Origin of the sequence: Nonomuraea sp. SYSU D8015, from assembly GCF_008065375.1 — a bacterium.
In the GTDB taxonomy this organism is placed as follows: Bacteria; Actinomycetota; Actinomycetes; order Streptosporangiales; family Streptosporangiaceae; genus Nonomuraea.
This window is the reverse complement of record NZ_VJYI01000011.1, coordinates 266,297-291,620: the sequence shown is the minus strand read 5'-3', so window position 1 is coordinate 291,620 and position 25,324 is coordinate 266,297. Positions and strand designations below refer to the sequence as shown.

Annotated in this window: 27 protein-coding genes and 2 pseudogenes; 9 read left to right on the top strand and 20 right to left on the bottom strand. The window is 69.8% G+C overall.

The features are described 5' to 3' along the window. Nucleotides 1-75: 75 nt before the first annotated feature. From ID574_RS37650 to ID574_RS37635, 5 genes are all read right to left on the bottom strand, one after another. Nucleotides 76-861, bottom strand: a complete 786-nt coding sequence (locus ID574_RS37650; RefSeq protein ID WP_188193768.1) for a class I SAM-dependent methyltransferase — start codon at nt 859-861, stop codon at nt 76-78. A 163-nt stretch (nt 862-1,024) separates the two neighbouring features. Next, nucleotides 1,025-1,708 (bottom strand): MFS transporter, encoded by a 684-nt coding sequence (locus tag ID574_RS37645; protein WP_188193767.1) that lies wholly within the window; start codon nt 1,706-1,708, stop codon nt 1,025-1,027. Between the two features lie 157 nt (nt 1,709-1,865). Further along, complete coding sequence (locus ID574_RS37640; RefSeq protein ID WP_188193766.1) at nt 1,866-3,065, bottom strand: outer membrane protein assembly factor BamB family protein; 1,200 nt, start codon at nt 3,063-3,065, stop codon at nt 1,866-1,868. A 105-nt stretch (nt 3,066-3,170) separates the two neighbouring features. Beyond that, complete coding sequence (locus tag ID574_RS60510) at nt 3,171-3,311, bottom strand: hypothetical protein (RefSeq protein ID WP_223167481.1); 141 nt, start codon at nt 3,309-3,311, stop codon at nt 3,171-3,173. Further along, on the bottom strand, nt 3,308-3,712 hold the full coding sequence (locus ID574_RS37635) for an SDR family oxidoreductase (protein WP_223167480.1): 405 nt from the start codon (nt 3,710-3,712) through the stop codon (nt 3,308-3,310). The genes ID574_RS60510 and ID574_RS37635 overlap by 4 nt, the downstream gene beginning before the upstream one ends. Before the next feature lie 548 nt (nt 3,713-4,260). Here ID574_RS37635 and ID574_RS37630 point away from each other — a divergent pair. Then, complete coding sequence (locus tag ID574_RS37630) at nt 4,261-5,667, top strand: serine hydrolase domain-containing protein (protein ID WP_223167479.1); 1,407 nt, start codon at nt 4,261-4,263, stop codon at nt 5,665-5,667. 107 nt (nt 5,668-5,774) lie between these two features. Next, nucleotides 5,775-6,560 (top strand): MerR family transcriptional regulator, encoded by a 786-nt coding sequence (locus ID574_RS37625; protein ID WP_188193765.1) that lies wholly within the window; start codon nt 5,775-5,777, stop codon nt 6,558-6,560. A gap of 571 nt (nt 6,561-7,131) precedes the next feature. Here the strand turns inward: ID574_RS37625 and ID574_RS37620 are convergent. The 4 genes from ID574_RS37620 to ID574_RS37605 all read right to left on the bottom strand — a co-directional run bounded on the left by ID574_RS37620 (nt 7,132) and on the right by ID574_RS37605 (nt 11,689). Next, entirely contained in the window at nt 7,132-7,803 is a 672-nt protein-coding gene (locus tag ID574_RS37620) for a response regulator transcription factor (protein WP_188193764.1), read from the bottom strand. Further along, complete coding sequence (locus tag ID574_RS37615) at nt 7,800-9,041, bottom strand: sensor histidine kinase (RefSeq protein ID WP_223167478.1); 1,242 nt, start codon at nt 9,039-9,041, stop codon at nt 7,800-7,802. The genes ID574_RS37620 and ID574_RS37615 overlap by 4 nt, the downstream gene beginning before the upstream one ends. Further along, nucleotides 9,038-10,663 (bottom strand): carboxylesterase/lipase family protein, encoded by a 1,626-nt coding sequence (locus ID574_RS37610; protein ID WP_188193762.1) that lies wholly within the window; start codon nt 10,661-10,663, stop codon nt 9,038-9,040. Before ID574_RS37610 ends, ID574_RS37615 begins: the two co-directional genes overlap by 4 nt. A 303-nt stretch (nt 10,664-10,966) precedes the next feature. Then, complete coding sequence (locus tag ID574_RS37605; protein WP_188193761.1) at nt 10,967-11,689, bottom strand: GbsR/MarR family transcriptional regulator; 723 nt, start codon at nt 11,687-11,689, stop codon at nt 10,967-10,969. Nucleotides 11,690-11,977: 288 nt separating this feature from the next. On the opposite strand from ID574_RS37605, the gene ID574_RS37600 reads away from it, so the two are divergent. Then, entirely contained in the window at nt 11,978-13,096 is a 1,119-nt protein-coding gene (locus tag ID574_RS37600; RefSeq protein WP_223167477.1) for a serine hydrolase domain-containing protein, read from the top strand. A gap of 100 nt (nt 13,097-13,196) precedes the next feature. Here ID574_RS37600 and ID574_RS37595 read toward each other — a convergent pair whose 3' ends face one another. From ID574_RS37595 to ID574_RS37585, 3 genes and pseudogenes are all read right to left on the bottom strand, one after another. Next, nucleotides 13,197-13,493: a VOC family protein gene (locus ID574_RS37595; RefSeq protein ID WP_188193827.1), complete on the bottom strand. Its 297-nt coding sequence runs from the start codon at nt 13,491-13,493 to the stop codon at nt 13,197-13,199. Beyond that, nucleotides 13,478-13,589: pseudogene (locus tag ID574_RS37590) on the bottom strand (IS5/IS1182 family transposase); the annotation flags it as partial. The pseudogene ID574_RS37590 and the gene ID574_RS37595, both read right to left, overlap by 16 nt. Before the next feature lie 61 nt (nt 13,590-13,650). Further along, nucleotides 13,651-14,448: an aminotransferase class IV family protein gene (locus tag ID574_RS37585; RefSeq protein WP_188193760.1), complete on the bottom strand. Its 798-nt coding sequence runs from the start codon at nt 14,446-14,448 to the stop codon at nt 13,651-13,653. Nucleotides 14,449-14,540: 92 nt separating this feature from the next. Here ID574_RS37585 and ID574_RS37580 point away from each other — a divergent pair, with 92 nt between their 5' ends. After that, nucleotides 14,541-14,885, top strand: a complete 345-nt coding sequence (locus tag ID574_RS37580) for a MerR family transcriptional regulator (protein WP_188193759.1) — start codon at nt 14,541-14,543, stop codon at nt 14,883-14,885. A 582-nt stretch (nt 14,886-15,467) separates the two neighbouring features. Beyond that, nucleotides 15,468-15,629 (top strand): hypothetical protein, encoded by a 162-nt coding sequence (locus ID574_RS37575; protein ID WP_188193758.1) that lies wholly within the window; start codon nt 15,468-15,470, stop codon nt 15,627-15,629. 187 nt (nt 15,630-15,816) lie between these two features. Here the strand turns inward: ID574_RS37575 and ID574_RS37570 are convergent, their stop codons facing one another. Further along, nucleotides 15,817-16,161 carry a hypothetical protein gene (locus tag ID574_RS37570; protein WP_188193757.1) on the bottom strand — a complete coding sequence of 115 codons (345 nt, stop codon included), beginning with the start codon at nt 16,159-16,161 and terminating at the stop codon, nt 15,817-15,819. A 536-nt stretch (nt 16,162-16,697) separates the two neighbouring features. Here ID574_RS37570 and ID574_RS37565 point away from each other — a divergent pair. Beyond that, a complete protein-coding gene (locus tag ID574_RS37565; protein WP_188193756.1) occupies nt 16,698-17,615 on the top strand; it encodes an outer membrane protein assembly factor BamB family protein in 918 nt (305 codons plus the stop codon). 520 nt (nt 17,616-18,135) lie between these two features. On the opposite strand, the gene ID574_RS37560 is transcribed toward ID574_RS37565, so the two are convergent. Next, nucleotides 18,136-18,441, bottom strand: a complete 306-nt coding sequence (locus ID574_RS37560) for a DUF1330 domain-containing protein (RefSeq protein ID WP_188193755.1) — start codon at nt 18,439-18,441, stop codon at nt 18,136-18,138. A 187-nt stretch (nt 18,442-18,628) separates the two neighbouring features. Between ID574_RS37560 and ID574_RS37555 the strand changes: the two genes are divergently transcribed. After that, the gene (locus ID574_RS37555; RefSeq protein WP_188193754.1) at nt 18,629-19,531 is read left to right on the top strand and encodes a LysR family transcriptional regulator; all 903 of its coding nucleotides are present in this window, start codon (nt 18,629-18,631) and stop codon (nt 19,529-19,531) included. Between the two features lie 131 nt (nt 19,532-19,662). Here the strand turns inward: ID574_RS37555 and ID574_RS63050 are convergent, their stop codons facing one another. From ID574_RS63050 to ID574_RS37540, 3 genes are all read right to left on the bottom strand, one after another. Then, on the bottom strand, nt 19,663-20,118 hold the full coding sequence (locus ID574_RS63050) for a DUF4158 domain-containing protein (protein WP_223167495.1): 456 nt from the start codon (nt 20,116-20,118) through the stop codon (nt 19,663-19,665). A gap of 166 nt (nt 20,119-20,284) precedes the next feature. Then, on the bottom strand, nt 20,285-20,719 hold the full coding sequence (locus ID574_RS37545; protein ID WP_188193753.1) for a hypothetical protein: 435 nt from the start codon (nt 20,717-20,719) through the stop codon (nt 20,285-20,287). Nucleotides 20,720-20,767: 48 nt separating this feature from the next. Next, nucleotides 20,768-21,271: a DUF6326 family protein gene (locus ID574_RS37540; RefSeq protein WP_223167476.1), complete on the bottom strand. Its 504-nt coding sequence runs from the start codon at nt 21,269-21,271 to the stop codon at nt 20,768-20,770. A 132-nt stretch (nt 21,272-21,403) separates the two neighbouring features. Here ID574_RS37540 and ID574_RS37535 point away from each other — a divergent pair, with 132 nt between their 5' ends. Then, on the top strand, nt 21,404-22,624 hold the full coding sequence (locus tag ID574_RS37535; protein ID WP_188193751.1) for a sensor histidine kinase: 1,221 nt from the start codon (nt 21,404-21,406) through the stop codon (nt 22,622-22,624). Next, nucleotides 22,603-23,284: pseudogene (locus ID574_RS37530) on the top strand (response regulator). Before ID574_RS37535 ends, ID574_RS37530 begins: the two are co-directional and overlap by 22 nt. A 433-nt stretch (nt 23,285-23,717) precedes the next feature. Here the strand turns inward: ID574_RS37530 and ID574_RS37525 are convergent. The 3 genes from ID574_RS37525 to ID574_RS37515 all read right to left on the bottom strand — a co-directional run bounded on the left by ID574_RS37525 (nt 23,718) and on the right by ID574_RS37515 (nt 25,041). Then, complete coding sequence (locus ID574_RS37525) at nt 23,718-24,293, bottom strand: RICIN domain-containing protein (RefSeq protein ID WP_188193750.1); 576 nt, start codon at nt 24,291-24,293, stop codon at nt 23,718-23,720. A 65-nt stretch (nt 24,294-24,358) separates the two neighbouring features. Next, complete coding sequence (locus ID574_RS37520; protein WP_188193749.1) at nt 24,359-24,508, bottom strand: hypothetical protein; 150 nt, start codon at nt 24,506-24,508, stop codon at nt 24,359-24,361. A gap of 146 nt (nt 24,509-24,654) precedes the next feature. After that, complete coding sequence (locus ID574_RS37515; RefSeq protein ID WP_188193748.1) at nt 24,655-25,041, bottom strand: helix-turn-helix transcriptional regulator; 387 nt, start codon at nt 25,039-25,041, stop codon at nt 24,655-24,657. Nucleotides 25,042-25,324: the final 283 nt, after the last annotated feature.

Sequence of the window (25,324 nt, the reverse complement as noted above, 5' to 3'; positions counted from 1 at the left end):
GCCCCGAACGCCGACCCCGCCAGTGCGCGCCCGAATCCACGGGGACGCGCGACGGGAGTCGCATGAACGACTTCTCTAGCGACGCCGACAGATCATCATCTCTGTGGTGGGGCTCTCCCTGAGCAGGCGGACGAGCCGCCGTTCCAGTGGATAAAGCAGGGATCCCGCCAGGCCGCCGGTCTGTTCGCTCAAAGTGACCCCGCGCAGGATGCCACCCCAGAACTTGCGCCAGATGGGGTTCGCATCGACCTGGGCGTTCATGAGCACGAGCATCGGCACCCGGCGCATCACGTCGAACCCGGCCTCGTCCAGAGCCTTGGTGATCCACGGGAGCGTGCGGTTGACCTGATGGTCGCCGCGTTGCTCCGGCCGCTGCAGGAAGTTCTCCGACATGATGAAGACGCCGCCAGGACGCAGGACCTCGGCAATGGAACGCAGGGCCGCCTTGTAACGGGCGTCGTCGGTGATGTGAAAGAGCATGTCCATGGCCGAGACCGCGTCGAACGAGCCCGGCTGGAGCACGTCGCCGGGCTCGGCGATGTCCAACTCATGGAACTCCACGCCGGGGAAGCGCTCGCGCAGCCGTTCGACCGCCGCGTGGGTGAGGTCGCAGCCGACGATCGACTTGACGCCCAGCCGCTGCCAACGTCGGACATAGAAGCCGGTGCCCGAGCCGATGTCGAGGACGTGGGCGTCGCGCAGGCGCAGGGTCGCGGCCTCGCGATCGAAGACCTCTGCGCGGATGCGGTACATCCAGATGTTGAAGGCGCGGCCCAATGCCGCGTAGCCGACGCCACTCTCGGTCCAGTCGGACTCCAGGCGGCTCTCCCAGAATCCCTTCAGTTGATCGTGGGTCTTCATCCGGCAATCCTAACGGCAAATGATCGTCTCGTCCGGCGCCCGCACAACGGAGCCGAGGGACGAGTGAGGGCCAGAAGCGAGTTCGAGAACACCCGGGATGGTGCCGGGGCGTGTCGTCGAGCCATTCGTGCGAGGTGACGGCCACGGTCCAGGGGTGTGTCGGTCATTGCGTGGTCGTGGTGGGTCGAGCCCATGTGGTGAAGAGGGTCAGGGCGAGCGTGGGGAAGACGACTCCGGCGGTGAGGGCTGCGGCGATCGCCCCCGCCTCGCCGGCTCCGCCCGCGGTGGCGCTGCCGTACACGGTGGTCATCACGGCCAGGCCGAGCGCGCCGCCGAGTTGCTGCATGGCCTGGTTGAGGCTGGAGGCGGCGGCGACGTGGGCAGGCGGCGCCTGCTGCAGGATGACGGCGGTGAGCGGCGCGATGGTCAGCCCCGCGCCGAGGCCGAGCAGGACGAACGGCCCGAGCAGTCCGCCCGCGAACGTGTCGGCGGCGTCGATGCGCGACATCCACACCAACCCGGTGAGCAGGCCGAGCATCCCGAGTGAGCCGACGATCCGCTCCCCGTAGCGCGTCACCAAACGGCTGGTCAGGAAGTTCGTGACGAGCAGTGCGGCGGTGAAGGGAAGGACGGACATCCCGGTCTGGAGCGGGGTGAAGCCCAGGGCGTTCTGGGTGAACAACGCGGCGAAGTAGAGGAAACCGGCCTGGCCCGCCGGGATGAGCATCATGGCCAGCAGCGGGGCCGCGCTGCGCATCCTGGTGAAGAAGCTCAGCGGCACGACCGGGGCGGGGTGGCGCCGGTCGAGCTGCTCATCCTGTTCGGGCCCCAGGGGGAACGCGCTCACGTACGTGCCCGGCCGCGCCCGAACGGCGGCTGACCCGCGGGGGTCTCATCGGGGGTCACCTCAGCGACCGACGGATCAGTCCCGGGCGTCCACCAGGGACTCGTAGGCGGTGGCTGGCTCAGAACGATCATGGTAGGACCCTCTCCAGGCAATACTGTCAGTCGATCATCATGCTGGAGTCGCCCACGCTGATCACCGCCAGACCGTCCTGCATATCTTCCAGGTAGAGCTCTTCGTCGAAGCGGCGCCGGTCGATGACGCGTCCCGTGCGGGCGTCGAACTTGACGAGTGTCCGCGCGTCCTCCGCCGCATAGGTGTGCACGCCGTCCGTCAGGACGGTGTCGACCACCGTGGGCGGAGCCCGGCTGGTGCCGTCCACGGAATCGAGCCAAGCACCGCTGCCGCTCACGGGGTGGCGCCAAGCTATGCGGCCGTCGGCGACGCGGTGGGCGACGACCTCTGTTTCGGTGCGCACCGTCAGGAGATCGCCGGCGACACCGAAGGCGTCCGAAAAGCTGTCGTTCGCGGGTCTCGTCAACGGGGCGCGCCAGAGGATCTTCCCGTCCACGGCCCTGCGCACGACAAGACCGTCGATGTCCGCCAGCGCCAGGCGATCCGCGCCGATCGCTCTGCTCTCGTAGAGCGCCCCGTCGGAGAAGGTCCACAGCAGCCTTCCGTCATCGGGGCTGAGCGCGACGTTCACGTCTCGATCGCCCACCTCTCGATCGCCGCGCCTGTGGACGACGAGCACCGCGCCGCCCTCGCCCCGGGCCTTGCTGATGGGACCGCACGACGGGGACTGGTAGGACCATCGGATCGCGCCCGTGCGGCTGTCCAGGGCGTCGATGCGGCCATCGTGCAGGACCACCAGGACCGGCGTGGAGCCGTGGCGGGCGACGGACAGCCCCCAGGGCGTCACCCCTTCCTCATCGGATGCCTGGTGGGCGCGTGGGAGCGGCCCGTCGGACATGTGGGCGCGCCAGGCGATGCGAGCGGCCGGCACGTCGATGAGCGTGACTCGACCGTCCCGCCAGGCGACTGCGTAGTACCGCTCGTCCACGCGGATGTGCGGCCCCAGCTCATGGTCCCAGCGATGCTGGTACACCCAGCTGTCGATTCCGTCGGCGAGCCGTACGGCGGCCACTCCGTACCCGCGACGCATCACCTGCACGTCGCCGAAGATCTCGCCGTACTTGTCTGCCTTGTTCAGAACGTCGATGGGAGGGGTTCCGCGTCCCGGCGGATTCCACGGCTCAGGATGGCCCGCCATGCTCGTGATGGTCTCTCCCGGCCAGCCGATGAGACCCACCAGGACGATGCTGACGATCGCGCCGGCGACGGCTTGGACCACTCGCATGAGATCCAGCATGCCCCTTATATCCCTGGCATGGCCGTCATTCTCCGGGCACGCCGATCATCACCATGGCCTCAGCCCGTGTCCCGATGCGACGAACGGCGGCTGTCAGTTGATGATGGCGCCGCCGCTGATATCGACCGTGGCGGCGGTCATCATGCGGGCCTGGTCGGGGGCGACGAACACGGCCGTGTTGCAGGCATCGTCCAGGTCGTCAGACGCACCGGCTTCGGGGATACCGCTGGTCACGATGGTGATCGCCCGGATACCCTGCGGGCCGAGTTCGCAGCCGGCTGTCGGCGCATGGCCTCCTGGGCCTCGAAGGCCACGAGGGTGCCGCCCAGGCTGTAGTTCCGCAGGGGCTCGCCGCCGCCGCCGAAGATCAAGATCACACGTGAGCCCTGTTCGGCCATGTGGCGGGCCGTGGCCTGGGAGGTGAGGAAGGTCGACCGGGTGATCGAGTCGATCGGCCGGACGAAGTCCTCCACCTCCATGTCGATGAACGGGGTGCCTTGGACGTCGCCGTGGCTGATGAGGTTGAAGCAGATGTCGATGCGCCCGGCCTGGGCAGCGACGGTTGGCCAGATGCACTCGCGCACCCGCGGCGGCGAATGCCCCGGCCATCGCAACTCCGATCCGGCTGGCCCCATAGACGATGGCCACCTTGTTTTCCGGCATGTGTCTCACATCCTCGAATGCTCGGAAGGGCAGTGATGTCCCATTGGTTTTGAGTAACGGTGAGCTGAAGCCGGAGCCGCTCTGTATGGCTCCTGCCCTGTGGGACCTTTTCAGGCCGCGAAACTCATCGACCGGCAGCGCCAGCATGACCGGCCACCGGGGTGCCGGACCTGCCTCTTGCCCGGGTGATGACGAGGCGGGCGGCGTGCCTGCGCGCGGGGACCGGCTCCCGAAGCTGTCTCAAACCCCCAAAGTAGCTGTGAGCTAGATCACGGTTGAGGTTGACCTCGGGTCAGGGTGGAAGCTCGGCGCAGCGGCACGACGCCGACCCGGACATAACAGATTCGAAGGAGCAACCCACCATGACGCTCGCCCTTTCCGACCAAGAAATGAGCATCCTGCGGACTGCCGCGTACGGCGCCGTGTCGCTGATGGCCGCCGCCGGTGCCGCCGGCAAGCCCCACAAGAGCGCCACCACGGCGGCATCGCGCTGGGCTCGGCCACCGGCCTGGTCGGGCACGTGCTCGCCGAGTACCCCAAGGGCAAGGACCTGGGCGGCAAGGCCGTGGCCGAGATCGCCGACCGCGTGCTGCCGGCCCTGACCGCGGCCATGAACCTGCTGAAGAAGCAGGATCCGGCCGAGGCCGGCAACTTCCGCAGCGCCGTCCTCGTCGCTGTCGAAACCGCCCAGATTCACCAGGATGGGCCGAGCCCCACCATGGCGGAGATGGCCCGCAAGATCACCGAAGCCCTCGACGCCGCCAGGATAACCGCTGCGGACAGCGGGGCCGTGCCGGAGGCGGCTGCGGGGCAGGACCGCCCGGAGCTGCAGAAGGCGATCGAGGAGATCGTCGAGTCCGGTTTCGCCGGGGTGTCGCTGCGCGTGCACGATGAGCGGGGTGAGTGGGCCGGCAGCGCCGGGGTGGCCGAGCTGGGCGGGACCGCCAAGCCGCCGATCAATGGACACGTCCGGATCGGCAGCAACACCAAGACCTTCACCGCGACCCTGGTGCTGCAATTGGTGGCCGAGGGCAAGATCGGGCTGGACGTCCCAGCGGCGGACTATCTGCCCGAGTTCGGGCTGGACCGGCGGATCACGGTGCGGATGCTGTTGCAGCACACCAGCGGGGTGTTCAACTTCAGCGGCGAACTCCACCACGACGGGACGGTCGCGCCGGGCATCCCTATCCCCTACGGCACCACGGGCAAGGAGTGGGTGGACAACCGGTTCAAGACCCACCGGCCGGAGGAGCTGGTACGTCTGGCGTTGTCCAAGCCGGCACGGTTCGAGCCGGGCACGGACTGGAGCTATTCCAACACCAACTACGTGCTGGCCAGGCTCCTGATCGAGAAGGTCGCCGGCCGCTCGCTAGCCGAGGAGATGCAGCGACGGATCCTGGGGCCGCTCGGGCTGTCGGGCACTGTGGTGCCGGACGCCTCGCCAGAGATCCCCGAGCCGTACGCCCACGCCTACTACCGGTACGAGGACGCCGACCGGCAGCAGACGCTCGACGTCACCCGCCACAACCCCTCCTGGATCTCCACCGGCGGTGACATGATCTCGACCACCCAGGACCTGCACACCTTCATCTCCGCGCTGAACGGCGGCAAGCTCCTGCCGGCCGAGCTGCTGGCCGAAATGCGCACACCGCACCCGACGGGCATCCCGAAGATGGGCTACGGCCTGGGGGTGTTCGTGCAGGACACCGGCTGCGGCGGCACCGTCATCACCCACAACGGCGCCCTGGTGGGTTCCGCGGCGCTGATGTACAGCACGCCCGACGGCAGCAAGACCCTGACCGCGTCGCTGAACTGTGTGGACGACGCCGACCTGTCCATCGCAGCAGCATTCCAGAACGCCCAGCAAAGGCTCGTCAACGAGGTGTTCTGCGGCGGGCAGACCGATCCGGCTCAGCCGACGCACTGAACACCTATGACCGTACGCCGCGAGCTCAACGAGCTCGCGTGGCCAGTCCATACGCTCGGCCGTGGTGTGCGTAGTCGCCGAGCTCGAGCACGAGGCAGGCTGAGCAGATGATGAACGGAGTCACGATCGGGCAGGCGGCGGCATTCGTCGGCGTCACGGTGAAGACGGTGCGGCACTACCACAAGCTCGGCCTGGTCGAGGAGCCGGAACGCGACAGCTCCGGTTACCGGCGGTACGGATCGGCCGAGTTGTTGCGGCTGGTGCAGGTCCGGACGCTGGCCGCCGCCGGGGTGCCGCTGGCCGAGATCGGGCCCCTGCTCGACGCCGACGCCGCGGTGTTCGCCGCCGCGCTCGCCGACGTCGAGCGGCAGCTCACCGAACAGATCGAGGAGTTGATCGCGCGGCGTGACACGCTGCACCGGCTCGCCGATGGCGACCGGGCCCTGCTGCCCGACCGCGCCGTGGGGCTGCTGCAGCGGCTGGCCGGCCTCGGCTTCCCCGCGGACGAGGTGGCGGCCACCAGGGAGGGCTGGGTGCTGGCCAGCGCCCTGGTCCCAGAGGGCTTCGACGACTACCTCACCCATGTCGAGCACGCCCTCGAAGACCCCCGGTTCGTCGCCTTGATCAAGCGCGGAGCCGAAGCCGCGGCCTGGGAACCGGACGACCCGCGCATCGCCGAGCTCGCCACCGCCATGGCCGACCACTTCCTCGCCAACCCCGCACAGCTGATGATCGTGACCGGTCGGCAAGCCCGCACCGAGGCCGCGACCCGGTACAAGCTGATCGCCCTCCACGGCGAAGCGCAGGGATCGGCCGCGGCCCGGGGGGTCGCGCTCGTCGAGGCCAAGCTCCGCGCCGCCGGCATCCATACTCCCAGACCAGACTCCCACTGACCGCGCCGTGCTCCGGTCCTCCGACGCCGGCGACCGGCCGGGATCTGCCCACAGACACCGCTGGAGCGGCTGCACGGCAGCAGGCCGGGTCTTCGTCCTCCTCGTGGCGCATGGGCGCCTGCCGGCAACCACAGCCCTCGCCCCGCCCGGCGAGGGCGCCGACCCCAGCACTGGGGCTGACCCACCAGCACCTTCCCGGCATGACCGTGGTCGCCATCACCGGCGAAATCGACCGCACCAAGAGCACCCAATCGGCTGACTGCAATATGTCCATCGGTGTGTGCTTGCTCATCCCGGTGCCGCACCCACAGAACAGGGATGGCCCCGAGCCGAATACGCCCTCGTTCGCAGGAATGTCGGTGGACACTCGAGCCGCACGTGCTCGGCCGACTCACCGGGCCTGCAGGCGAGTGACACAACGCGCCGCCGAGCAGGGGCTCTCCTGCGCTGTCGGCGTACACGTAGAAGTGTCCAGGGTGAGATCGCGTGCACCGGTTACCCGGTCAGCGGTGCTCCTGGCCGTTGGGACATCTTTCCCGGCCGTTTTCAGGAGGTTTCGCCTGGCAGGCCTTCACGACGTCTCGTCCTGCTCGTCCTCGGGGACGAGGCGCGCCTGGTGGGCGAGCAGGCCTGCCTGGGTGCGGTTCGCCAGGCCCAGCTTGTCGAGCAGCCGGGACACATAGCTCTTGACCGTGGTCTCCGAGAGGAACAGCCGCGCCGCGATCTCGCTGTTGGTCAGCCCGTCGCCGAGGCAACCGAGCACGTCGCGCTCGCGCTCGCTCAGCGCGTCGGCCTTCTCCCGCGCGGCTCTGGTCTGGTCGTCGGTCCTGGCAGAGCGGGAGACGAGGTGGCGGGCGGCGGCCGGAGACAGCACGGTGTGCCCTTGGGCCGCCACTTTGACGAGGTCGAGCAGGTCCTCCGGCGGGGTCGACTTGACAAGGAAGCCGCTCGCCCCGGCCGCCAGCGCCCGCAGTACGTGGGTGTCGGAGTCGAACGTGGTCAGGGCGACCACCGCCGGCGGGGCGCTCATCCTGGCGATCTCGGCCGTGGCGGTGATCCCGTCCACGCCCGGCATCCTGATGTCCATCAGCACCACGTCGGGAGATGTGCGCAGGACGGCTTCCACCGCGTCGGCGCCGTCCTCGGCCTCCGCGACGACCTCCACCTCCCCGCCCGCCACGAGGATGGTGCGCAGGTGACGGCGGACCATGGGGTCGTCGTCGGCCACGAGCACTCTGATCATCCGGTCTCCCGCCGTTCGTTGTGCTGGGGGGCCTCGCCGGTGGGGACGGAGGCGGGCAGGGCGGCCGACACCCGGAACCCGCCGCAGGGGGCCGGGCTCGCCTCGAAGGAGCCGCCGAGCAGGGAGACGCGGCGTCGCAGTCCGTCGAGACCCGTTCCGGAGCCGCTCGCCGCGAGGACGGTGTCGCCGGAACGCGGGGCGGGGGCGTTGGTCACCGTCACGGTCATGGCGCCGTGGTCGTAGGTCAGTTCGACGTCCACGCGGGCTCCCGGCGCGTGCTTCATGGCGTTGGTGAGCGCCTCTTGCAGCACCCGGTACGCGCCCCGGGCAACGGCCGGGGTCACCGCCCTCGGCTCGCCGGTGACGTGCAGGGTGGTCGGGTTGCCCGCCGAGACGGCCGCCTCCACCAGGGCGCTCACGTCGGCAGGGGCGAGTATGACGTGCGGCGGCTCGCCCGGCTCGTGCTCGTGGCCGCGGCGCAGGATGCCGATCAGGTCGCGCAGCTCGGTCAGGGCACGCGAGCCGGTGCGGCGGATGTGCTCGGCGGCGGCCTGGGCGGCGCGGTCTGTCGTGGACACCTTCAGCGCGCCGGCGGCCAGCACGATCTCGGTGACGTGGTGGGTGACGATGTCGTGCATTTCACCGGCCAGCCGCTGCCGCTCCGCCGCCTTGGCCTGCTCGGCCAGCAGGTGCCGCTCGCGTTCGGCGCTCTCGGCCCGTCCGCGGAGCGATCCCACCAGCTCGCGGCGCGCCCGCACGTACAGGCCGAGCACGGCGGGCAGGACGACGGTGGTGATCCCGGCGTACATGGTCTCCCAGGACGGGGTCCACGGCCGGGTGGCGGCCACCGCCAGGACCGCCACGTACGCCAGCACCTCGCGGCGCGGCAGCGTGTGGGCCAGACCCCACATGATCACGGGCGTGCACAAGGGCGCGGTGACCGGCATGACCGGATTGACCGGGGTGAACATCCCCGCGACCAGCGTGTCGCCCACAGCCGCCACGGCCGTCGCGGCGGCCGTGACCACGGCGACCGCTCGGGGGAAACGGGGAAGCGCCGGCAGGCAGGCGTTCACGGCCAGGCTCAGCACCAGCCCGGCGGCCGGGCCGAGCGGGCCGCCGGTGCGCTGCACGTTGAGGTAGATCGCGACGTCGAGGAGCGCGAACGCGGCCATGACGAAAACCAGGAAGACAACCGCCCTCCTGGCCTCGCTCGGCTGCGGTGTGGTGGTGGTCACGGTCCGTTGAGGCGGTCGCATGCGGGCACCGGCGTCGTGGCGGTGCTGCCCGGCCGCTCGGTGATCAGGTGAGCCACCCGTTCGCTGCCCGCCTTCGGCACCCAGCGCGGCCATGGCTTCCCGCTCACCGATGGCGTGCCGGTCCGCGCGAACGATGTCCAGGCGGCCACCATATCCCGGGCCACGGACTGCTGGAGCGCGGTGAGCGGGACTCGCTCGCCGTCCAGGCTGATCGGCTTGTCCTTGACGTCGAACAGATACAGCAGCTCGGAGGCGTGTCCGGCGCCGGCGGGGAACGCCGGCGGGGACGGGATGAACGGCGGGGCGGTGTCGTCGCCGAACACGTAGGCGTACACGGGCACGCGGCGGGCCAGGGCGTCGCGGTCCTCGGCATGGGGGCACGCGAAGACGGCGTCGGTGTAGGGGGCCGCCCAGGCCTCGCTCGCGGTCGCGTAGTCCTCGCGCCGATAGCGGCGCGCGATGTCGTCCGCCCTGCTCCCGAAGCCCTCGCGCAGCAGGGCGGGCAGGTTCTCGTCAGTGATCGGCGTGCCGGCCAGGCCAAGCGTCGCGGCGAACAGCAGGGCCTCCTTGCTCGTGTGCCCGGACAGCACCGGTACCCGGCCGAAGTCCCCCGTACGCAGCGCCCGCTCGGGGGAGGCGGGCAGGGTCGGGCCGCCGTAGGCAGCCGCCTGGAACAGCTGGGTCTGCGGTAGCAGATCCTTGACCGGCTTGCCGCGCAGACAGGCGAGCGTCTTCCCGGCGTCCCGCCCAGCCGGGCAGCCGAGTCGCGTCGCGGCTGTCCGCGTGGCGGCGTGGCTGTCCTTGATCGAGCGCCAGAACGGGGACCGCGGCGCCCCGGGCATCGGCAGCAGGACGGTCCCGCAGGAGCCGCTCTGGATGATCGCCTTGGCGAACAGGCCCCTGCTGCCGGGAGCGGTGAGGTGACCGCAGGTGGCGATGCCGCCGCCCGACTCCCCGAACAGCGTCACATTGCCCGCGTCGCCGCCGAAGGCCGCCGCGTTGCGCCGTACCCAGCGCAGCGCCGCCAGCTGGTCCTGCAGCCCGAACGCGCCCCCGCCGGCCATCCCCGGCAGCGCCAGGTATCCGAGGACGCCCAGCCGGAATTCCACCGTGACCACCACGACGTCCCCCTGCGTGGCCAGGCGGCGCGGGTCGTAGTCGGCGCCCCTGCCCGCGACGAACCCGCCTCCGTGCAGCCAGACCATCACGGGCTTGCGCTTCGCGCCCGCCTTCTTGGGGACGGTGACGTCGAGTGTCAGGCAGTCCTCGGCGTCGCTGCGCTCCTTCGGGTTGCCGTTGTCCTGCGGGCAGGCGGGGCCGGAGGCCGTCGCCGGCACGACGCCCCGCCACCTGGCCACCGGCTGGGGTGGCCGCCAGCGCAGCTCGCCGACCGGCGGGTGCGCGTAGCGGATGCCGCGATACCTCAGGACATCTCCGTCGTCGACCCCTCGGATCATCCCGCTGTCCAGCGCGACCACCGGGCCCGGGACCGTCGCCGGCTCCTTCCGCGCCTCCGCCACGCCGCATCCCTGGACGAGCAGCAGCGCCGTGACGCTCAGGCAGGCCGCACTTCTGGCGATCACGTTTCGTAGCGAACTCATGTCTGGCACGTTAGGTACCGCTCTCCCTCCGCCGGTACGACCGGAGGTTGCGGTTCGCCGACCGATGGTTGTCTCGTCCGCGTGAGCCGGGCAGACCTCCGCCCGCATCACCACCGAACCCGACCCCGCTCGACGCCGCCGTCCCCGCTGACCTCCACCCCCCGCCCGGTGGAGCGCACCGAGTCAGGAGCGTCCCGCACCAGCAGCATCTGACCACCGTCTGGGTCAGGCTCGACGCGACAGCCGGACTTGAGCAGGGTCGAAACACCGCACGCGCCGCAGCTGCACCACGGCTGGATCGTGTTACCCGGTCGTCTGCGGGGTGGCGTAGACCTGGCGCCAGTGCTCGGCCGAGCGGACCAGGTCGTCTCCGACGCGGGTGAGGAACTGGCTCATGTTCTCCAGGCGGACGCCGGCGGGGGTGGTCGCGCCGAGGGTGCGGGCGCTTCGCCCGGCGGCGGCGGCGAGCAGAGCGTTGGCGCGGGCGCTGGCCACCATGGCCTGGTACCAGACGTCGTCGTCGATGACGTACCGCTCGGCTCGGCGCCGGGGGTCGCGTTCGCGTCGTATGAGTTCCTGGTCTTCGAGGTAGCCGACGGCTTTGGAGATCGAGGCGGGGCTGACCTGCAGGCGCTGGACGAGTTCGGCGGAGGTGAGGCTGCCGCTGTCGGTGGTGTACAAGGCGGCCAGCACTTTGGCCATCATCTGTGGGATTCCTGCCTGTACCAGCAGGTCGGTGAGCTGGTCGGCCACCTCGCGCACGGTTTGCGGGTCGCGTCCGCCGGCGTCGGCATCGCCGCGCACCGCCGCCGGGGTGGTGGTCCTGCGACGGCGGATGCGCCGGTCGGCGGCGCGCTGGGCGTGGTCGGCGCGGTAGGCGCCGGGGCCGCCGTTGCGCATCACCTCGCGGGTGACCGTCGATGTAGGCCGTTTGAGGCGGCGGGCGATCTCGGCGTAGGTGAGACCGTCGGCCAGACCGTCGGCGATCTGACGGCGATCCTGCTGGGTGAGCCTGTCTCCGGGCACGGCGTCCGCCTCCTGGTCGCTCGGCCGCGCGCGTGCGGACGAGCGGATCTCGGTCGACGGACAGTGTGCATCCGGCAGCAACAACATGCAACTCACGGCGGCGCAAAGTTGCATTAAGTGACTGCATTCATGCAACGAATTCAAGCCTTTGAAGTGGGAAAACTCGATTGCTTCGCAAATTCGTGATTGACGATGTGTTGTATGCAACGTAGTTTCTCCTTCGTCGCGAAGATCGACGAAAGAGTGGGGCGATCAGCCCCGCAGCCCCCGCCAACCCCGAAGGAGACCATGATGAACCCCCGTGCCGCCACGCCCGCGAACCCGGTCATCCCCGGCCAGGCCGAGGTCCAGCGCCTGCTGGAGGCCGCCGTGACCGAACAGGGCTACCCCGGCGTGATCGCTGAGATCCGCAACGACAGCCGGCAATGGTTCGGCTCGGCGGGCGTGGCCGACACGACCACCGGCCGCCCGCGCACCCCCGGCGAGCAGTTCCGCGTCGGCAGCATCACCAAGACCTTCACCGCCACCCTGATCCTGCAACTGGCCGCCGAGTACAAGCTGAGCCTGGACGACACCGTGCACAACTGGCTGCCCGGCCTGGTCCAGGGCAACGGCCACGACGGCAGCAAGATCACCATCCGGCAGCTGCTCAACCACACCAGCGGCATCTTCGCCTACACCCTCGACGAGGGCATGCTCGAGCGTTACTGGAGCCCCAAGCTGCTGGAGCACCGCTTCGACGAGCCGACCCCCGAGGACCTGGTGAAGATCGCCGTATCCCACCCGGCCGACTTCCAGCCGGGCCAGGGCTGGGGGTACTCCAACACCAACTTCGTCCTCGCCGCCATGATCGTCGAAAAGGCGGCCGGCATGTCGTACGCCGACGCCGTCGCCTACCGCATCGCCCGCCCGCTCAACCTGACCGGCACCTACGCCCCCGGCAACGAAACCGGCTTCCGCGGCCCCCACACGAGCAGCTACTCCAGGCTCATGCTGCCCGACGCCGACGCGCCGGTTCACGACGTCACCGAGCTGAGCCCGTCGTACGCCTTCGGGGTGGGCGAGATAATCTCCACGGCCGCGGACCTGGGCACCTTCCTGGCCGCCCTGCTGAGCGGCCGGCTGCTGCCGCCCGTCCAGCAGAGCGAGATGTTCTCCATGACCCCGGTCCCCGACGGCAAGTGGCTGGACGGCTACAGCTACGGCCTGGGCATCTCCTCGGTCACCCTGCCCTGCGGCACCACCGTGTACGGCCACGGCGGCATGATCACCGGCACCTGGTCGTACCTGTACGGCACCCGTGACGGCAAGTGCGTCGTCACCCAGAACGTCAACGGCGACTGGGGCGTGCCGCCTATGGGCCTGTTCATCGACGTTCTCGACGCGGCCTTCCGCCCCGGAGTGTGACCTGCGCCCCCACACGGCGGCTCCGGGCGGCTCACGCCGCTGGCGAAGTTCACCACGGGGATCCCTTGAGCTGCAACGCCGAGCAGGCGGTCTCAGGCCCTCACCCCTGATAGGGGTCGATGCGGTTTCCGCTGGGATCTGTCACGCACGAAGACCGCGGCTTCCACGGTTTGTCCACCGGCGGGTAGACCTCGATGGCGCAGGCGTCAACGGCGCGGCGGTGCGCGGCGTCCACGTCGTCGACCAGCAGACCGAACCGGGACACGCCGGCTGGACCGTCGTGCTTGCCGTGGTCGTTGCGCTCATGCGCGACAGCCAGCAGGAAGAACTCCTCACTCGGCCAGGTGCCGAAAGGGCAGCCCAGTGCGGGCCGATACGACGCGCCGTTGATCGTCATGCGGTGGTCATTCCACCGGCCACCTCGCCGGCCACCCCCGGGCGGCAGAGGCTCAAGACGCTCCCACTCGGCGTTCGTTAAGTCACCTCGACCCATGGACCAATCGTGATAGCCCGGACACGATTGGTCAGGAGATCTAGGAAACAGCTCTTAGCCGCTACGGGGCGATGAGTGGTTCGGCCTGGTACGCCCGGTGCAGGGCCGCCTCGAAGGCCGGCGCCTCGGGCAAAGGCACGGAGCCGATCCGGCGTACCGGAACGGCCGGTGTCCACGAGTTCATCACTACGGCCCCGGCCAGCCCTGGCAGGTCGGCGGGCCGGATCTGCTGAACGCGCTGGGGTACCCCGAGGCGGTCGAGTTGCCGGCGGACGATGCCCATCGTGGTCCCGGTCAGCATCTCGGCCTCTGGCCACACCACCGCCGCCCCGTCCCAGAAGGCCAGGTTCCAGATCGACGCTTCGCTGAGCCTGCCCCGGCGGTCCATGAAGGCGGCGTCGTCGAAGCCGTCCGCGACCGCCTGGCGGAGGTAGTACGTCTTGGCCACCTCCCCGACGTGCTTCACCGCCGGAAGCACCCGTTCGTGCTCGACCACCGCCAACGCGAGCGGACCCCGGGGTCCGGACGCCGCCGGTCCGGTGCGGACGAGCAACTCGGGCTCGGCGTCCTCCGGCGTGAACTCCCCCGCGGGCGAATACACCGTGGCCGTCAGGGAGAGGTCGGCCGGTCCGGCCAGGATGGCCGCCCGCAACAGGGCCCGCACCCGCTCGTCGGGCACCGCGCGACCGAAGAGCGCTGCGGAGGCGGACCGCAGCCGTTCCAGGTGCAGGTCCAGGCCCCGGACTCGGCCGCCGCGCACCTGCATGGCGGTGAAGTGGGCATAACCGGCGAACGCGAGCGGCGCCAGGTCCGCGGCCTCGGCCTCCCGGCCGTCACGTTGCACAACGAAAGAAGACATACGTCGCTCCAGCAGTACGAAATACACGTTTCCCGACCGACGTTAATCCTTGACATCGATGGCAAGGTCAACCTGGGAGAGGAGCGGGACACATGCTGATCGGGGAGTTGTCTCGGCGCACCGGAGTCAGCACGCGGCTGCTGCGGTACTACGAGCAGCAGGGTGTGCTGAAGGCCGGTCGCGGCGCGAACGGCTACCGCTCCTACGACGAGGACTCCGTGGTCACCGTGCGTCAGGTGCGCGCGCTGCTGAAGGCGGGCCTGTCGACCGAGGTGATCCGCTCGGTACTGCCGTGCGCGCGCGGCGAGCTTCCGGACTTCGAGTGGTGCGCCGAGCTCTGGGAGATTCTGAACGGCGAACTCGAGGTCATGGACGAGCGCATCGACGACCTCCAGCGCAGCCGCGGCGCCCTGGCAAGCTACCTCACCCGGCCCTGACCGATCAGGACGACGGTGGGCCAACCCGCAGGGCCGCGTCGTAGGAGCGCTGCACCGCGAGCACTGATCCACCAGCAACATCCGACAGTACGCGGACATGGTGGGTGAGGAAGGTCCACGCAGGTGGGCGATCATCGGGTGCCAGAGTTCACCTGGCCGGTCTCGGTGCAGGGCTGGGGTTATGGCGGTCACCGCCGCAGACCCCCTTAGTCGGCCCACGGCATCGAGCCCGGTGGATGGCTGAGGCAGGACCGGCGGCAAGCGCATGTACGGCCGGAACTTGAGCGAGATCCTTGAGTAGAAGGATTTCCGCAGGTGACGAACGTGCTCAGCCACAGGCCATCGATCCGGCGAGATCTGGTACCGCGTCACCAGGCACGGCCAGGCGGTCGGCTTCCCCGGCTACTACCAACTCCACCAGCTGCAGGAGATTGTCGATCTGGCTGACCTGCACGGGCCGGACGAAGCGTCGGGCTCCGAAACGGCGTAGGGAGAATCCCCGAGCGTGTGCGCATGCGCGGCAGGCTGTGCAGCTGGCGCGATCGCCACCTGACGCAATCCGGGCCAAGGGGGAGTCCGACGATGCTGACGTATGTAGACGTACGCCGGACAGCGGGTGGATTGCAGCTGACGTTCATGCCGCCCGGGCGGTCGATGCGCATCCACTACGACGACGCGGCCGCACTGGCGCAGGCGATGATGACCGACCAGCGCTACGCCCTTCCCGGCCGGCGCCGCCGATGACGTGACGATCGGCTACCTGTCCCACCCGCCCGGATACGGACGCGGGCCAGTTTCTCCGGTTGACGGGCGACCCCCGCCCCAGCCCGAAGTGTCGGATGGAAATCTGTGTACGCGCCCCCGGCACGCCCAAGTAGGTCAATTCCTTTGAACCCCGAGGGCCCACCCACCGGACGAGCGGCTGGGGGCGTTAGTTCACCGCCATGCCCGGCATGCTCGCACGGTCCTCGAACACAGGCCCTGCTGTCACAGCGCCTTTCTCGGCGATTCTGCGGGCCAGGAGGAGGCGCGCCCTATCTTTTGGATCGAGCAGTTGAAGGGCGGCCCTGAAGTTGTCGTCGGGTGGCATCGCCGTGACTGTGGCCGGCGGAGCGGTGACCACGACAGGAGTATCGCGATTAGTCATGAGCCCCAGGACGTCGGTAACAGCCGAACATGTGGCGGCAAGTGTGCCGATGAGCGCCAGTAAGGCGACCTGCTCGGCGGTGGCGCTGATCCCGCCACGCGCTGGTCGCCGATGACGTCCTTTTGGCATGTCTTGATGATAGATCGGGGGCTCTGACACTGGCAGACGGCGCGCACGAACCATCGATGCTCAGCCCTTCCCCCTGCGGACGCGTCCGGCGCGCAGCTGCTCCACCTCAGTGCGGAGCTGCGCGACCTCCTGGTCCAGCTCAGCCCGCCCGGTGCGTTCCGTCTGCAGCTCGGTTCGAGCTCTCGCGGACCTCGACGGCCAGCCCGCGGCGCGATCCTGCCCAAACTGCGCCGCCTGGACGCCTCGGCGACGGGGTGCGCGAGTGTGACGTCCACGCCGGCTCGTGCCCGTCAACGCCTCACGATCGCCCCTGCAAAATCACCGCCTTGGCCGGCCCCGGGCCTCGGAAACCGGTGCGGTCGCGGTGGCGGATCTCGCCGCCGTCGCGATGCCATGCACGCCGCCCTCGCCGAGAAGCTGGGTCGCATCTGACCACTCCCCTCGCAGGGCCTGGCGTTGAAGAGCGCAGGGCTCGCCGAGTGATCTGTCAGCGGGATGCAAGCGAGGCGATGTCCGCTGTCTCTAGCGTCACCCGGGTGTTACGGACAATCGCTCCCGTTGCCGCCCTGGTGCTGCTGCTCACCGGCTGCACGTCGCCCCCCTCGGCACCGAAGCCTCCCGACGCGCCCGAAATCAGAACAGACCACACCACGAGTACGGCACGGCCGGCCCGCCTGACCGCCTCGGGACCGGCCCCAGGCGTGCTTCGCGAGGATTGGGGAATCGACCTCGGCGACTTCCAAGGCGAGCAGACCGCCGTGGTCACCCTGCACGACGGGCAGCTCTTCGTCCATGCACCCGACGGGTTCACCGTCAGGAACCCGGCCACCGGCGCGGAGCTGTGGCACTATCGCGAACCCGGCCGCGAGCTGATCAGCCTGGGAGCGACCGGGGACACCGTGGTCATCCGCACCGCGATCCGCACCGACTCCCGTTCCGACGACCTCACCGCCACCCGGGTCACCGCGTTGGACACCGGGACGGGCAGGCGGCTCTGGGCCACCGCGAAGGACCTTCACGTCGGAGACCACTCGGGCCGGATGCTGATCGGGGCCGGGGTGCTGCCGGTGCAACATCAGAACGAGAACGGCCCCAACTCGATCGAGGGGATAGACGTGCGCACCGGCACGTCCCGCTGGGTCGCGCCGTACAAGCCGGACAAGGAAGACTGCTCCCTGGATCTCGTGGAGAAGACCGGCCACGGCAGGTCGGCGGACGGCAGCGTGTTCGTCGCCTGGGAGTTCTGCTTCCCCTCGGCCACCGGCAAACTGTTCGGGTTGACTCATGAACGGCCACCACGGTCTCCCCGCTGCCGGTGTCCACGGGCCCGGACAACGGCCCGGTTGCCTGGATGGACGCCGTTGCGGACCGGCTGCTCGTGCTGCACGGCGCTCGCGGGGGTGGGCGGTCCGAGCGCCACTCGCTCGGCTGATCAGGTGATCGCGTGGCGGTGACGTCGCTGATGACGAGTCCGCCACGCTCCCACGCCCGCCGGGCGTTGTCGTGGTGATCGAGCCGCTCGTTGCCGCCCGTGGTGACGACGCGGCGTGCCGACGCCGAGCTCGATGACGATCTGGTGGAGCCGCGGCGCCGTTGCGGCGGCGGACCGGCCGGCCCCGCACGGGGCTGACCAACGGGGTTCCCAGCAGTTCCCGGCTGGCGATCCACCAGGCCCGCCGGGTCGTCGTCGGTGACGGCCGTGGGTTGCCGCCCCGGCCGTCACGCCGCACGCACGCATCAACCACCGTGACATCCGGCCAGGACATCGGCCCACCTTTGACGCTCAACGAACCGGCAACCGCGAACGGCGTCCGCCGATAGCCGGACCTGGCCGCCCCAGCCGACCGAACGCGTCCCGGAGCATACCGTCCTGTCTCAGCCGGTGCCGTCCTGCACCGGATAGTGGATGATGACCGCACCGCCGGTGGCGTGCGTATCAGGTGACGGATGCTCAGCGATGGCTGGGCCCGCCGGTCAGTCGATGCCTTCGACGATGCGGAAGTCGCGCTCGAAGCCGTCGGGGAGGGCCACCAGCGCCTTCTGGTATGCCTCGCTCTCGTATGCCGCGACGGCCTGTTCAAAGCTGTCGAACTCGATCAGAACGACGCGTTGCGTGATTCCGGCCTCGTGGGCGACGACTCGACCGCCGTGGGACGGGATCCGGGAAAGGACGCGCCCGCCCCCAGCCTGGACAGCCGGACCGGCCAGCTTGTCGTAGGCAGTCAGCCTCTCAGGGTCGGAAATGGCGGGGTAGACACTGACCCAGTAGCCCTTAGCCATGGAAACCTCCTGTGTTGGGCCGGACACGTCCGGCTTCGCATTGACACTCAGATCGATCGATCCCGGCGACGGGTACTGCGATCAGTTGAATCGTCATATGCGCAGGTTAGGGCTTGATGTGCGGCCGAGGGAAAGACCGGTACGGGATAGACTCAGAACGGATCGTTATCAATCGGCAGGAGGGCACGTGGCGCCGGATACGGTAAGCCTGCGGTACTTCCTGGTGCTGGCGCAGGAGTTGAACTTCACCCGCGCGGCCGCACGGATCGGTATCGCACAGCCCGCACTCAGCGCCCGGATGCGCCGATTGGAGGCGGAACTCGGTACGGCCCTGCTGGTCCGCAACACGCGTAGCGTCGTATTGACCACGGCCGGTGCGGCTTTGGCGGAGTCCGCGCCGCCCGCACTGGCGGCGCTGGACCGGGCATGGGACACCGCCCGGAGCGCGGCGGCCGGCGAACTGGGCACGCTGCGCATCGGATACAGCCTCAGCACCGGCGCCGAGACGGCACCGGCCCTGGTGGACAGGCTGATCCGCGGCAACAGCGGACTCGAGGTCAGCGCGGTCCCGATGGCGACACCGGAGATCTCCCCCGCGGTCGCCGACGGCCGCATCGACGCCGGGATCACCCGCGGTGAACAGCCGGGCCGTGGCGTGCGCCGGTTCCTGCTGCGGCGGATGCGCGTCGGGGTCCAGCTGGCGCAGCACCATCCGCTGGCCGAACACCCGGAGATCGAGATCGCCGACGCGGCCGCGTATCCGCTGCGGCTCCCGGACCGTGCGGCCAACCCCGTGATCCACGATCAGCTGTCCGCACTGTTCCGAGACACCCGGCCACATCCCCGATTCCACACGCCCGCGGTCTCTTTCGACATGTCTCAGCGCGACCTGCGCGACGGGGTCACCCTCGCCCCGGCCGGAGAAGCCGCGGTCACGGCACAACCGGCCGGTCTCACCTGGCGACCGCTGCGGGGCGCGCCCGGCCTGACGATCCACCTGGTCCTCCCACGCGAGCAGTCGCGGCTACACCGCCGCATCCGTGCCGTCGCCAAAACCCTGGCGCAGGAGCTGCACTGGCTGCCGGACTGACGCGCAAGAGGTCAAGCGAGACGGACGCCTGCGGTGGCGAGGCCGAAGACCTTGCGCCCGGCGGACTTCGCGGTGATGACGACGACGGCGGTCTTGCTGAATGTCCGACACGACCTCGCTACGCCGGCGGATCAGCATCCGATGATGGCCCCGGGTCCGGTCCGAGTCGTACACCGCGGCGACGTCCTCGCCCAGCCCGAGATCTCGGCGGATGTGGGCCACCACTGCCTCCGGGACGTCATCCAGCCGGGGAAATAGCCCATCCGGTTGAAGCACTTCAGCTGCACCATCAGTGCCAGCAGGTGGTTGTCCGACCGCACCTGCCCACTCGCCCACGCGATCTCCTCCGTCTGCGGCGTGTAGAACACGTGCAACTCCCGGGCCGACAGGAACCGCTTGAACCGCGGATATGGCTCCCGCGCCGTCGATCCGGATCCAGATCTTGGCCCCGGAAAGCAACTGGATCGCTCATATGCCTCTGTGAAAAACCGCAACGCGGGTCCTGCCTCCAGGCAACACGACCTCACACAACACAACGATCTTCCGGGGAACGGCTTCCTTGTCCCATGGAGTGTCTGCCCATGCATCCGGCCTACCCGCGCGCGTTCGGCCACGGGGTAGGCCGGCGCATCCCGTGCGTCACGGATGCGTCGGTCCATCTCCGTGCGGCCGCGTAGCGGGGGCGCGGTGATGCTGCAGACACAAGTTCCATCCGATCATGGACCGCCGGCGTCCCGGCGCCTCTTGGGCGCCTCACGCTCCGGCCCCTTGGCCTGCCGGCCTCTGCGCAAGGAGCAGAGCGGAGGCCGCTTCACCCAGGGGGTAGGCGTTCGGGCTGTGGCCGGGGATCTCCTTCCCCTTGAGGATCTTGCGGATCTGCTGAGGCTGAAGCGGGCCCTTGGCCAGGTACGCCGCGAGCTCGGCGTAGGCCAGGTGATCGAGCGGGAGGCGCAGCGCCATCTCACCACCGAGCATGCCGGGCCGGCGAAGCGCCTGGTTGAGCCGGGTCTTGAGGTAGGCGCGGATCTCGGCCGACGAGCGCGGGCCGAGGAAGGTCGTCATGGTGCTCATTCTCATGTCACAGCCGTCCGGCGCTTCCGCGAGGCCGGTGCGGGCCCGGTCCACGCCCTCCTCGATCGCGCCTTCGCCCGCCTGCGCGCCCAGGCATGCGTGGACTGGCACGCGCATCTGACGGAGGCGGCCTTGAGACCCGCCGGGCCCGGCATCGGCGAAGCCTCATTCCGCAGGACGGCTCACGGCGGGTGAGGTGTCCATGCGCCAGGCCTGCCGCAGGATGACGGCCAGGCACACCACTTCCACGGCGGCCAGGACCAGGTAGTGGGGTTTCGCAGATCCGCCGCCGATGATGAACGCCGCGGTCAGCGGGACCGCCACCAAGGTGACCCGCCGGGTCACCGCCGGTTTCAACACACGCGACAACACCACCATCACGATCGGGATCTCGACCATGACCGCGGATCCCACCAGGAGCAGCGGGGTGACGGGAACGCCCTCGGCATGCCCCGCCATGAGCCCCCGCAGAAATCCGGCGTTCAGGAAACTGAGGACATCCGCGTAGAGCATGGTGAACATGACGACGATCCACAGGGTCGAGAGTCTTGCTCGCACGTCACTCATTTCGGCCTCGGCGCCTTTCTGGGTCGTTGGACGGGGGTCCGGGGATTCCCGGCCGGTTCCGCGCGACCGCCGGCGATGACGGAAGCTGCCCGTACCGGTCATGGGGACAGGCTGACGCGACGGGCGGGCGCATCGCTACGGCCGCAGGTCGGCGCCCGGATGGTCGAAGGTTGGCGGTACGGGATCTACTTTGGTCGGATTCCGCTGGACCGGCGACGGCCGTACCCTTTGGTCGTGACGACCCCGGCAGGCCTGGACCATCCGATCCTGCTCCCCGCCAGCGCGCTCAGCGGCCCCGAGCCCGCCCCGGCGCGCCCGGCCGGACGCACCAGGCGCGACTGGGCGGCCGATGTGGCGTTGTTCCTGCTGGCCCTCGGCCTCACGGCGCTCGGCGTGGTGGAAGGCCTCGGCCAGCATCCCGCACCGGTGCCGTTCGCGGTGGACGCCGCCCTCGGCGGGCTGAGCTGCCTGGGGGTGTGGCTGCGCCGGCGCCGGCCGGTCGGCTTCGCGGCGGTCGCGGTGGCGTTCAGCGTCTATTCGATGTCGGCCGCGGGGGTGGCGCTGATCGCGCTGTTCACCGTCGCGGCGCACCGGCGCGTGGCGGTGGCCGGCCCGATCGTGGCCGGGTGCGTGCTGGTGCCGTTCCTGACGCCGCTGGTCCGGCCGGACGTCCCGGTGCCGCCCTGGTGGCAGGTCCTGCTGGGCTTCGCCTGCATCGCCGCGGTGCTCGCCTGGGGGATGTTCGTACGAGCCCGGCGGCAGTCCCTGCGCGAACGGGCCCGGCGGGTCGAATCCGAGCGGGAACTGCGCCTCGCCCAGGTCCGCCAGTCCGAACGCGACCGGATCGCCCGGGAGATGCACGATGTGCTCGCCCACCGCCTGTCCCTGCTCAGCCTGCACGCCGGGGCGCTGGAGCTTCGTCCCGACGCCGCGCCCGAGGAGGTCGCCCGGGCCGCCGGGGTGATCCGCGACAGCGCGCACCGGGCGCTGGAGGATCTGCGCGAGGTCATCGGCATGCTCCGCGCCGGCCTCGACCGGTCCGAGGAGGGGCCGGAGCGGCCCCAGCCCACCCTGGCCGATCTTCCCGACCTGGTCGATCAGTCACGGCGCGCGGGCATGCGGGTGCTGCTCGACTGCCGGGTGGGGGAACCGGCGGCCGCGCCGGCGGCGATCGGGCGCGGCGCGTACCGGATCGTGCAGGAAGGGCTGACCAATGCCCGCAAGCACGGCCGCGACGGCCAGGTGTCGGTGGCCGTCGGCGGGGCGGCGGGGGAGGGGCTGACGGTCGAGGTGCGCAACCCGGCCGGCGCCACCGCCGTCGCCGGGATCCCGGGCGGCGGCAGTGGCCTGATCGGCCTGGCCGAGCGGGCCGTTCTGGCCGGTGGACGGCTGGAGTACGGCCCGACCGCCGCGGGTGAGTTCCGGCTGTGGGCATGGCTGCCGTGGCCGAGGTGAACGCCGCGATCCGGGTTCTCATCGTGGATGACGACCCGCTGGTACGGGCCGGCCTGGCGATGATCATCGGCGGTTCGCCCGAGCTGAGCGTGGTGGGCGAGGCGGCCTGCGGAGCCGAGGTGCCCGCCGCGGTGGAGGCCTGCGCCCCGGGACGTGGTGCTGATGGACATCCGCATGCCCGTGCTGGACGGCCTGGCCGCCACCGAGCTGCTGCGTGCCCGGCCCGACCCGCCCGAGGTCGTCGTGCTGACGACCTTCGACGCCGACGAGTACGTGCTGCGCGCCCTGCGCGCCGGGGCCAGCGGCTTCCTGCTCAAGCACACGCCGCCCGCCGAGATCCTGCGCGCGATCGTACGGGTGTCGGCCGGGGAGCCCATCTTGTCGCCGACGGTGACCCGCCAGTTGATCGCCCACGTCGCCGACACCGGCGCCGCCGCCCGGCGGCAGCACGCCGTACGCGTGCTGAGCCTGCTCAGCCAACGGGAACGGGAGGTGGCCGTCGCCGTGGGCCGGGGCAGGTCCAACGCCGAGATCAGCGGCGAGTTGTTCATGAGCATCGCGACCGTGAAGGCCCACATCTCGCGCATTCTCGACAAGCTCGACCTCAACAACCGCACCCAGATCGCCCTGCTCGCCCACGACGCCGGCCTGACCGGCTGAACCGCACCCCGGCGGCCACCTGACCCGGATGCCCGCCGTCTCGCCTCCCGCGCGCGTTCTGGGCTCATGTGAACCCCTACGGCCGGTTCCGCCTTGACATGGAAACCCGGCTCGACCTGACGTTGCCGTGAGCGGGTCCCCGCTTCACTGCCGGGTGCGCGGCCGCGGCAACTCGGCGAACGCGGGGCTCTCAGGACGGGGATCTTCGAGGTGGCCGCCGGGTCCTCGAACAGCAGCACCCCTCGGGGACGTCCTCGGTCCGGATGACGAGGCCAGCCTCGGTGAGAATGAAGGCACCCCTTGTCCCAACCCGTCCGCGCGGGCCGGGTCCTTCATGAGGTCACGCGCCACTGATCGGCCCCGGTCACCGTACGCGCCGGAAAGGGCCCGCGGCTGAGCCCCCCGCAACCCGAGGCCGACGTCCCCTGACATTTCACCATCCGGGTACGGCTACCTCCGACCAGCCCTGGTTGAGGTTCCCGTCACAGGGGAACTGCGCGGCCCGCGCGCCATCCGCGACGGAGGCGTTGGAAATGCCCAGGCACATCGAGCTCTTGCGGTTGACCAGGGCGAAGACGCCTGCCGGGTAGCGGCTGTCGGCACGCGGCAGCCAGTCCTGGTTGATGTCGCCGGCCGGGTTCGCCAGGATCGCCGACGCGTTGGCCGCGGTGCTGCCGCCGTTGATCCCCATGTTCAGGTTGTACTGCATGTTCTCGTAGCTGCGATAAAGGCCGTCGGGGATGCGGCACCAGTACTGCCAGGGGACGAAGGGGTGGGGTCCCCATTCGGTGTCCTGGACGACCGTGGTGCCGAAGCCGCCCTGAGCCGACAGGACCTTCCCGGACTTGAAGTTCCGGTACATGAAGGGACCATCGCCCACGCACGCCGGGGCCAGAGCCCGTACGCCGCTCTCGGAGGAGCTCGCATGAGCGGTCACCGGGTGGGCGGCCGGTATCAGTGCCACGGCCATGATCACCGCAGCGGCTTTCCTGGTGCGTGGTACACGCATGGTGCCTCTCCCTTGCGTCGGGTACTCGTCCGGCTCTGGCGAATCCCAGCATCGGGGCGTGGCCGTCAGATGATGAGGGTGTTTCGGCCTCCGCCGAAAGACGCTGGTACACGGGCGGGCCGCCCTGCGAGAAGTCCGGCGCCCAGTTCGGTGGGATAGTGCAGCACCAGGTCGATCTGCCGGACGCTGGCGATCAGGTTGGCCTGGCGCAGCACGTGGGCGTGCTCGCTGGCCGTGGACAGCGAGACCCGCGCCCGGCGACTCGTTATGTGGGGTTCTCAACCGAAGTAGATGGTCAGCCGCTTGAAGGCCTGTCAGGCACGTAAGGCGGCAAGTAGGCTGCCCGCGGCTGCTCGCGTGGTCATTGTTGGGTGGCGGGTTCGTCTTGATCTGTCGCTGTTCCGGCTCCGTCGCTGGCGGCCCTTGGGGCATGGGCAGGATCGCCGTCGCCGGAGTCATGCTGGTTGAACAAGGCGAGGAGCGCCTGGATGGGGATGGTGCGCTGGCTGGGATGCCGCAAGTGCCGGCCTGGGACGATCGTGTAGCGGTTGCGCCGGCCTTCGCGCCGCACTTCGATGTAGCCGGCGTCGCGCAGGTCGTTGACGATGCTGCCGACGGCGCGCTCGGTGATGCCGATCGTGGCGGCGATGTCGCGGATGCGCACGTTCGGCTCGTCAGCGATGAGGCGCAAGACCCGGGCGTGGTTGGTCAGGAACGTCCAGGTGGGGTGCCGTCCGGTGTCGTTCATGCCCTCGCTGTCCTCTCCTCAGGACGGTCTGAGCGAGCCCCGGGGCTGGCACAGCCCGGTATAGATGAAGTTTAAGTGATGAATTCAGGTTCAGGTGTTCGTCCGGGACGCTGTGAGTAGTGATGCCTCAGTGATGCCCAGGTCAGAGGCCTGCAACGATCAGCGGCTCACGATAACGACCACTGATGAAACACCTCGCTGTCCCGTACGCCGTAACCGCTATGCCATCGTTGCGGGCCTGCACCTGCGTCACCCCAGCCAGCGCGCCGTTCCCGTTCACGCG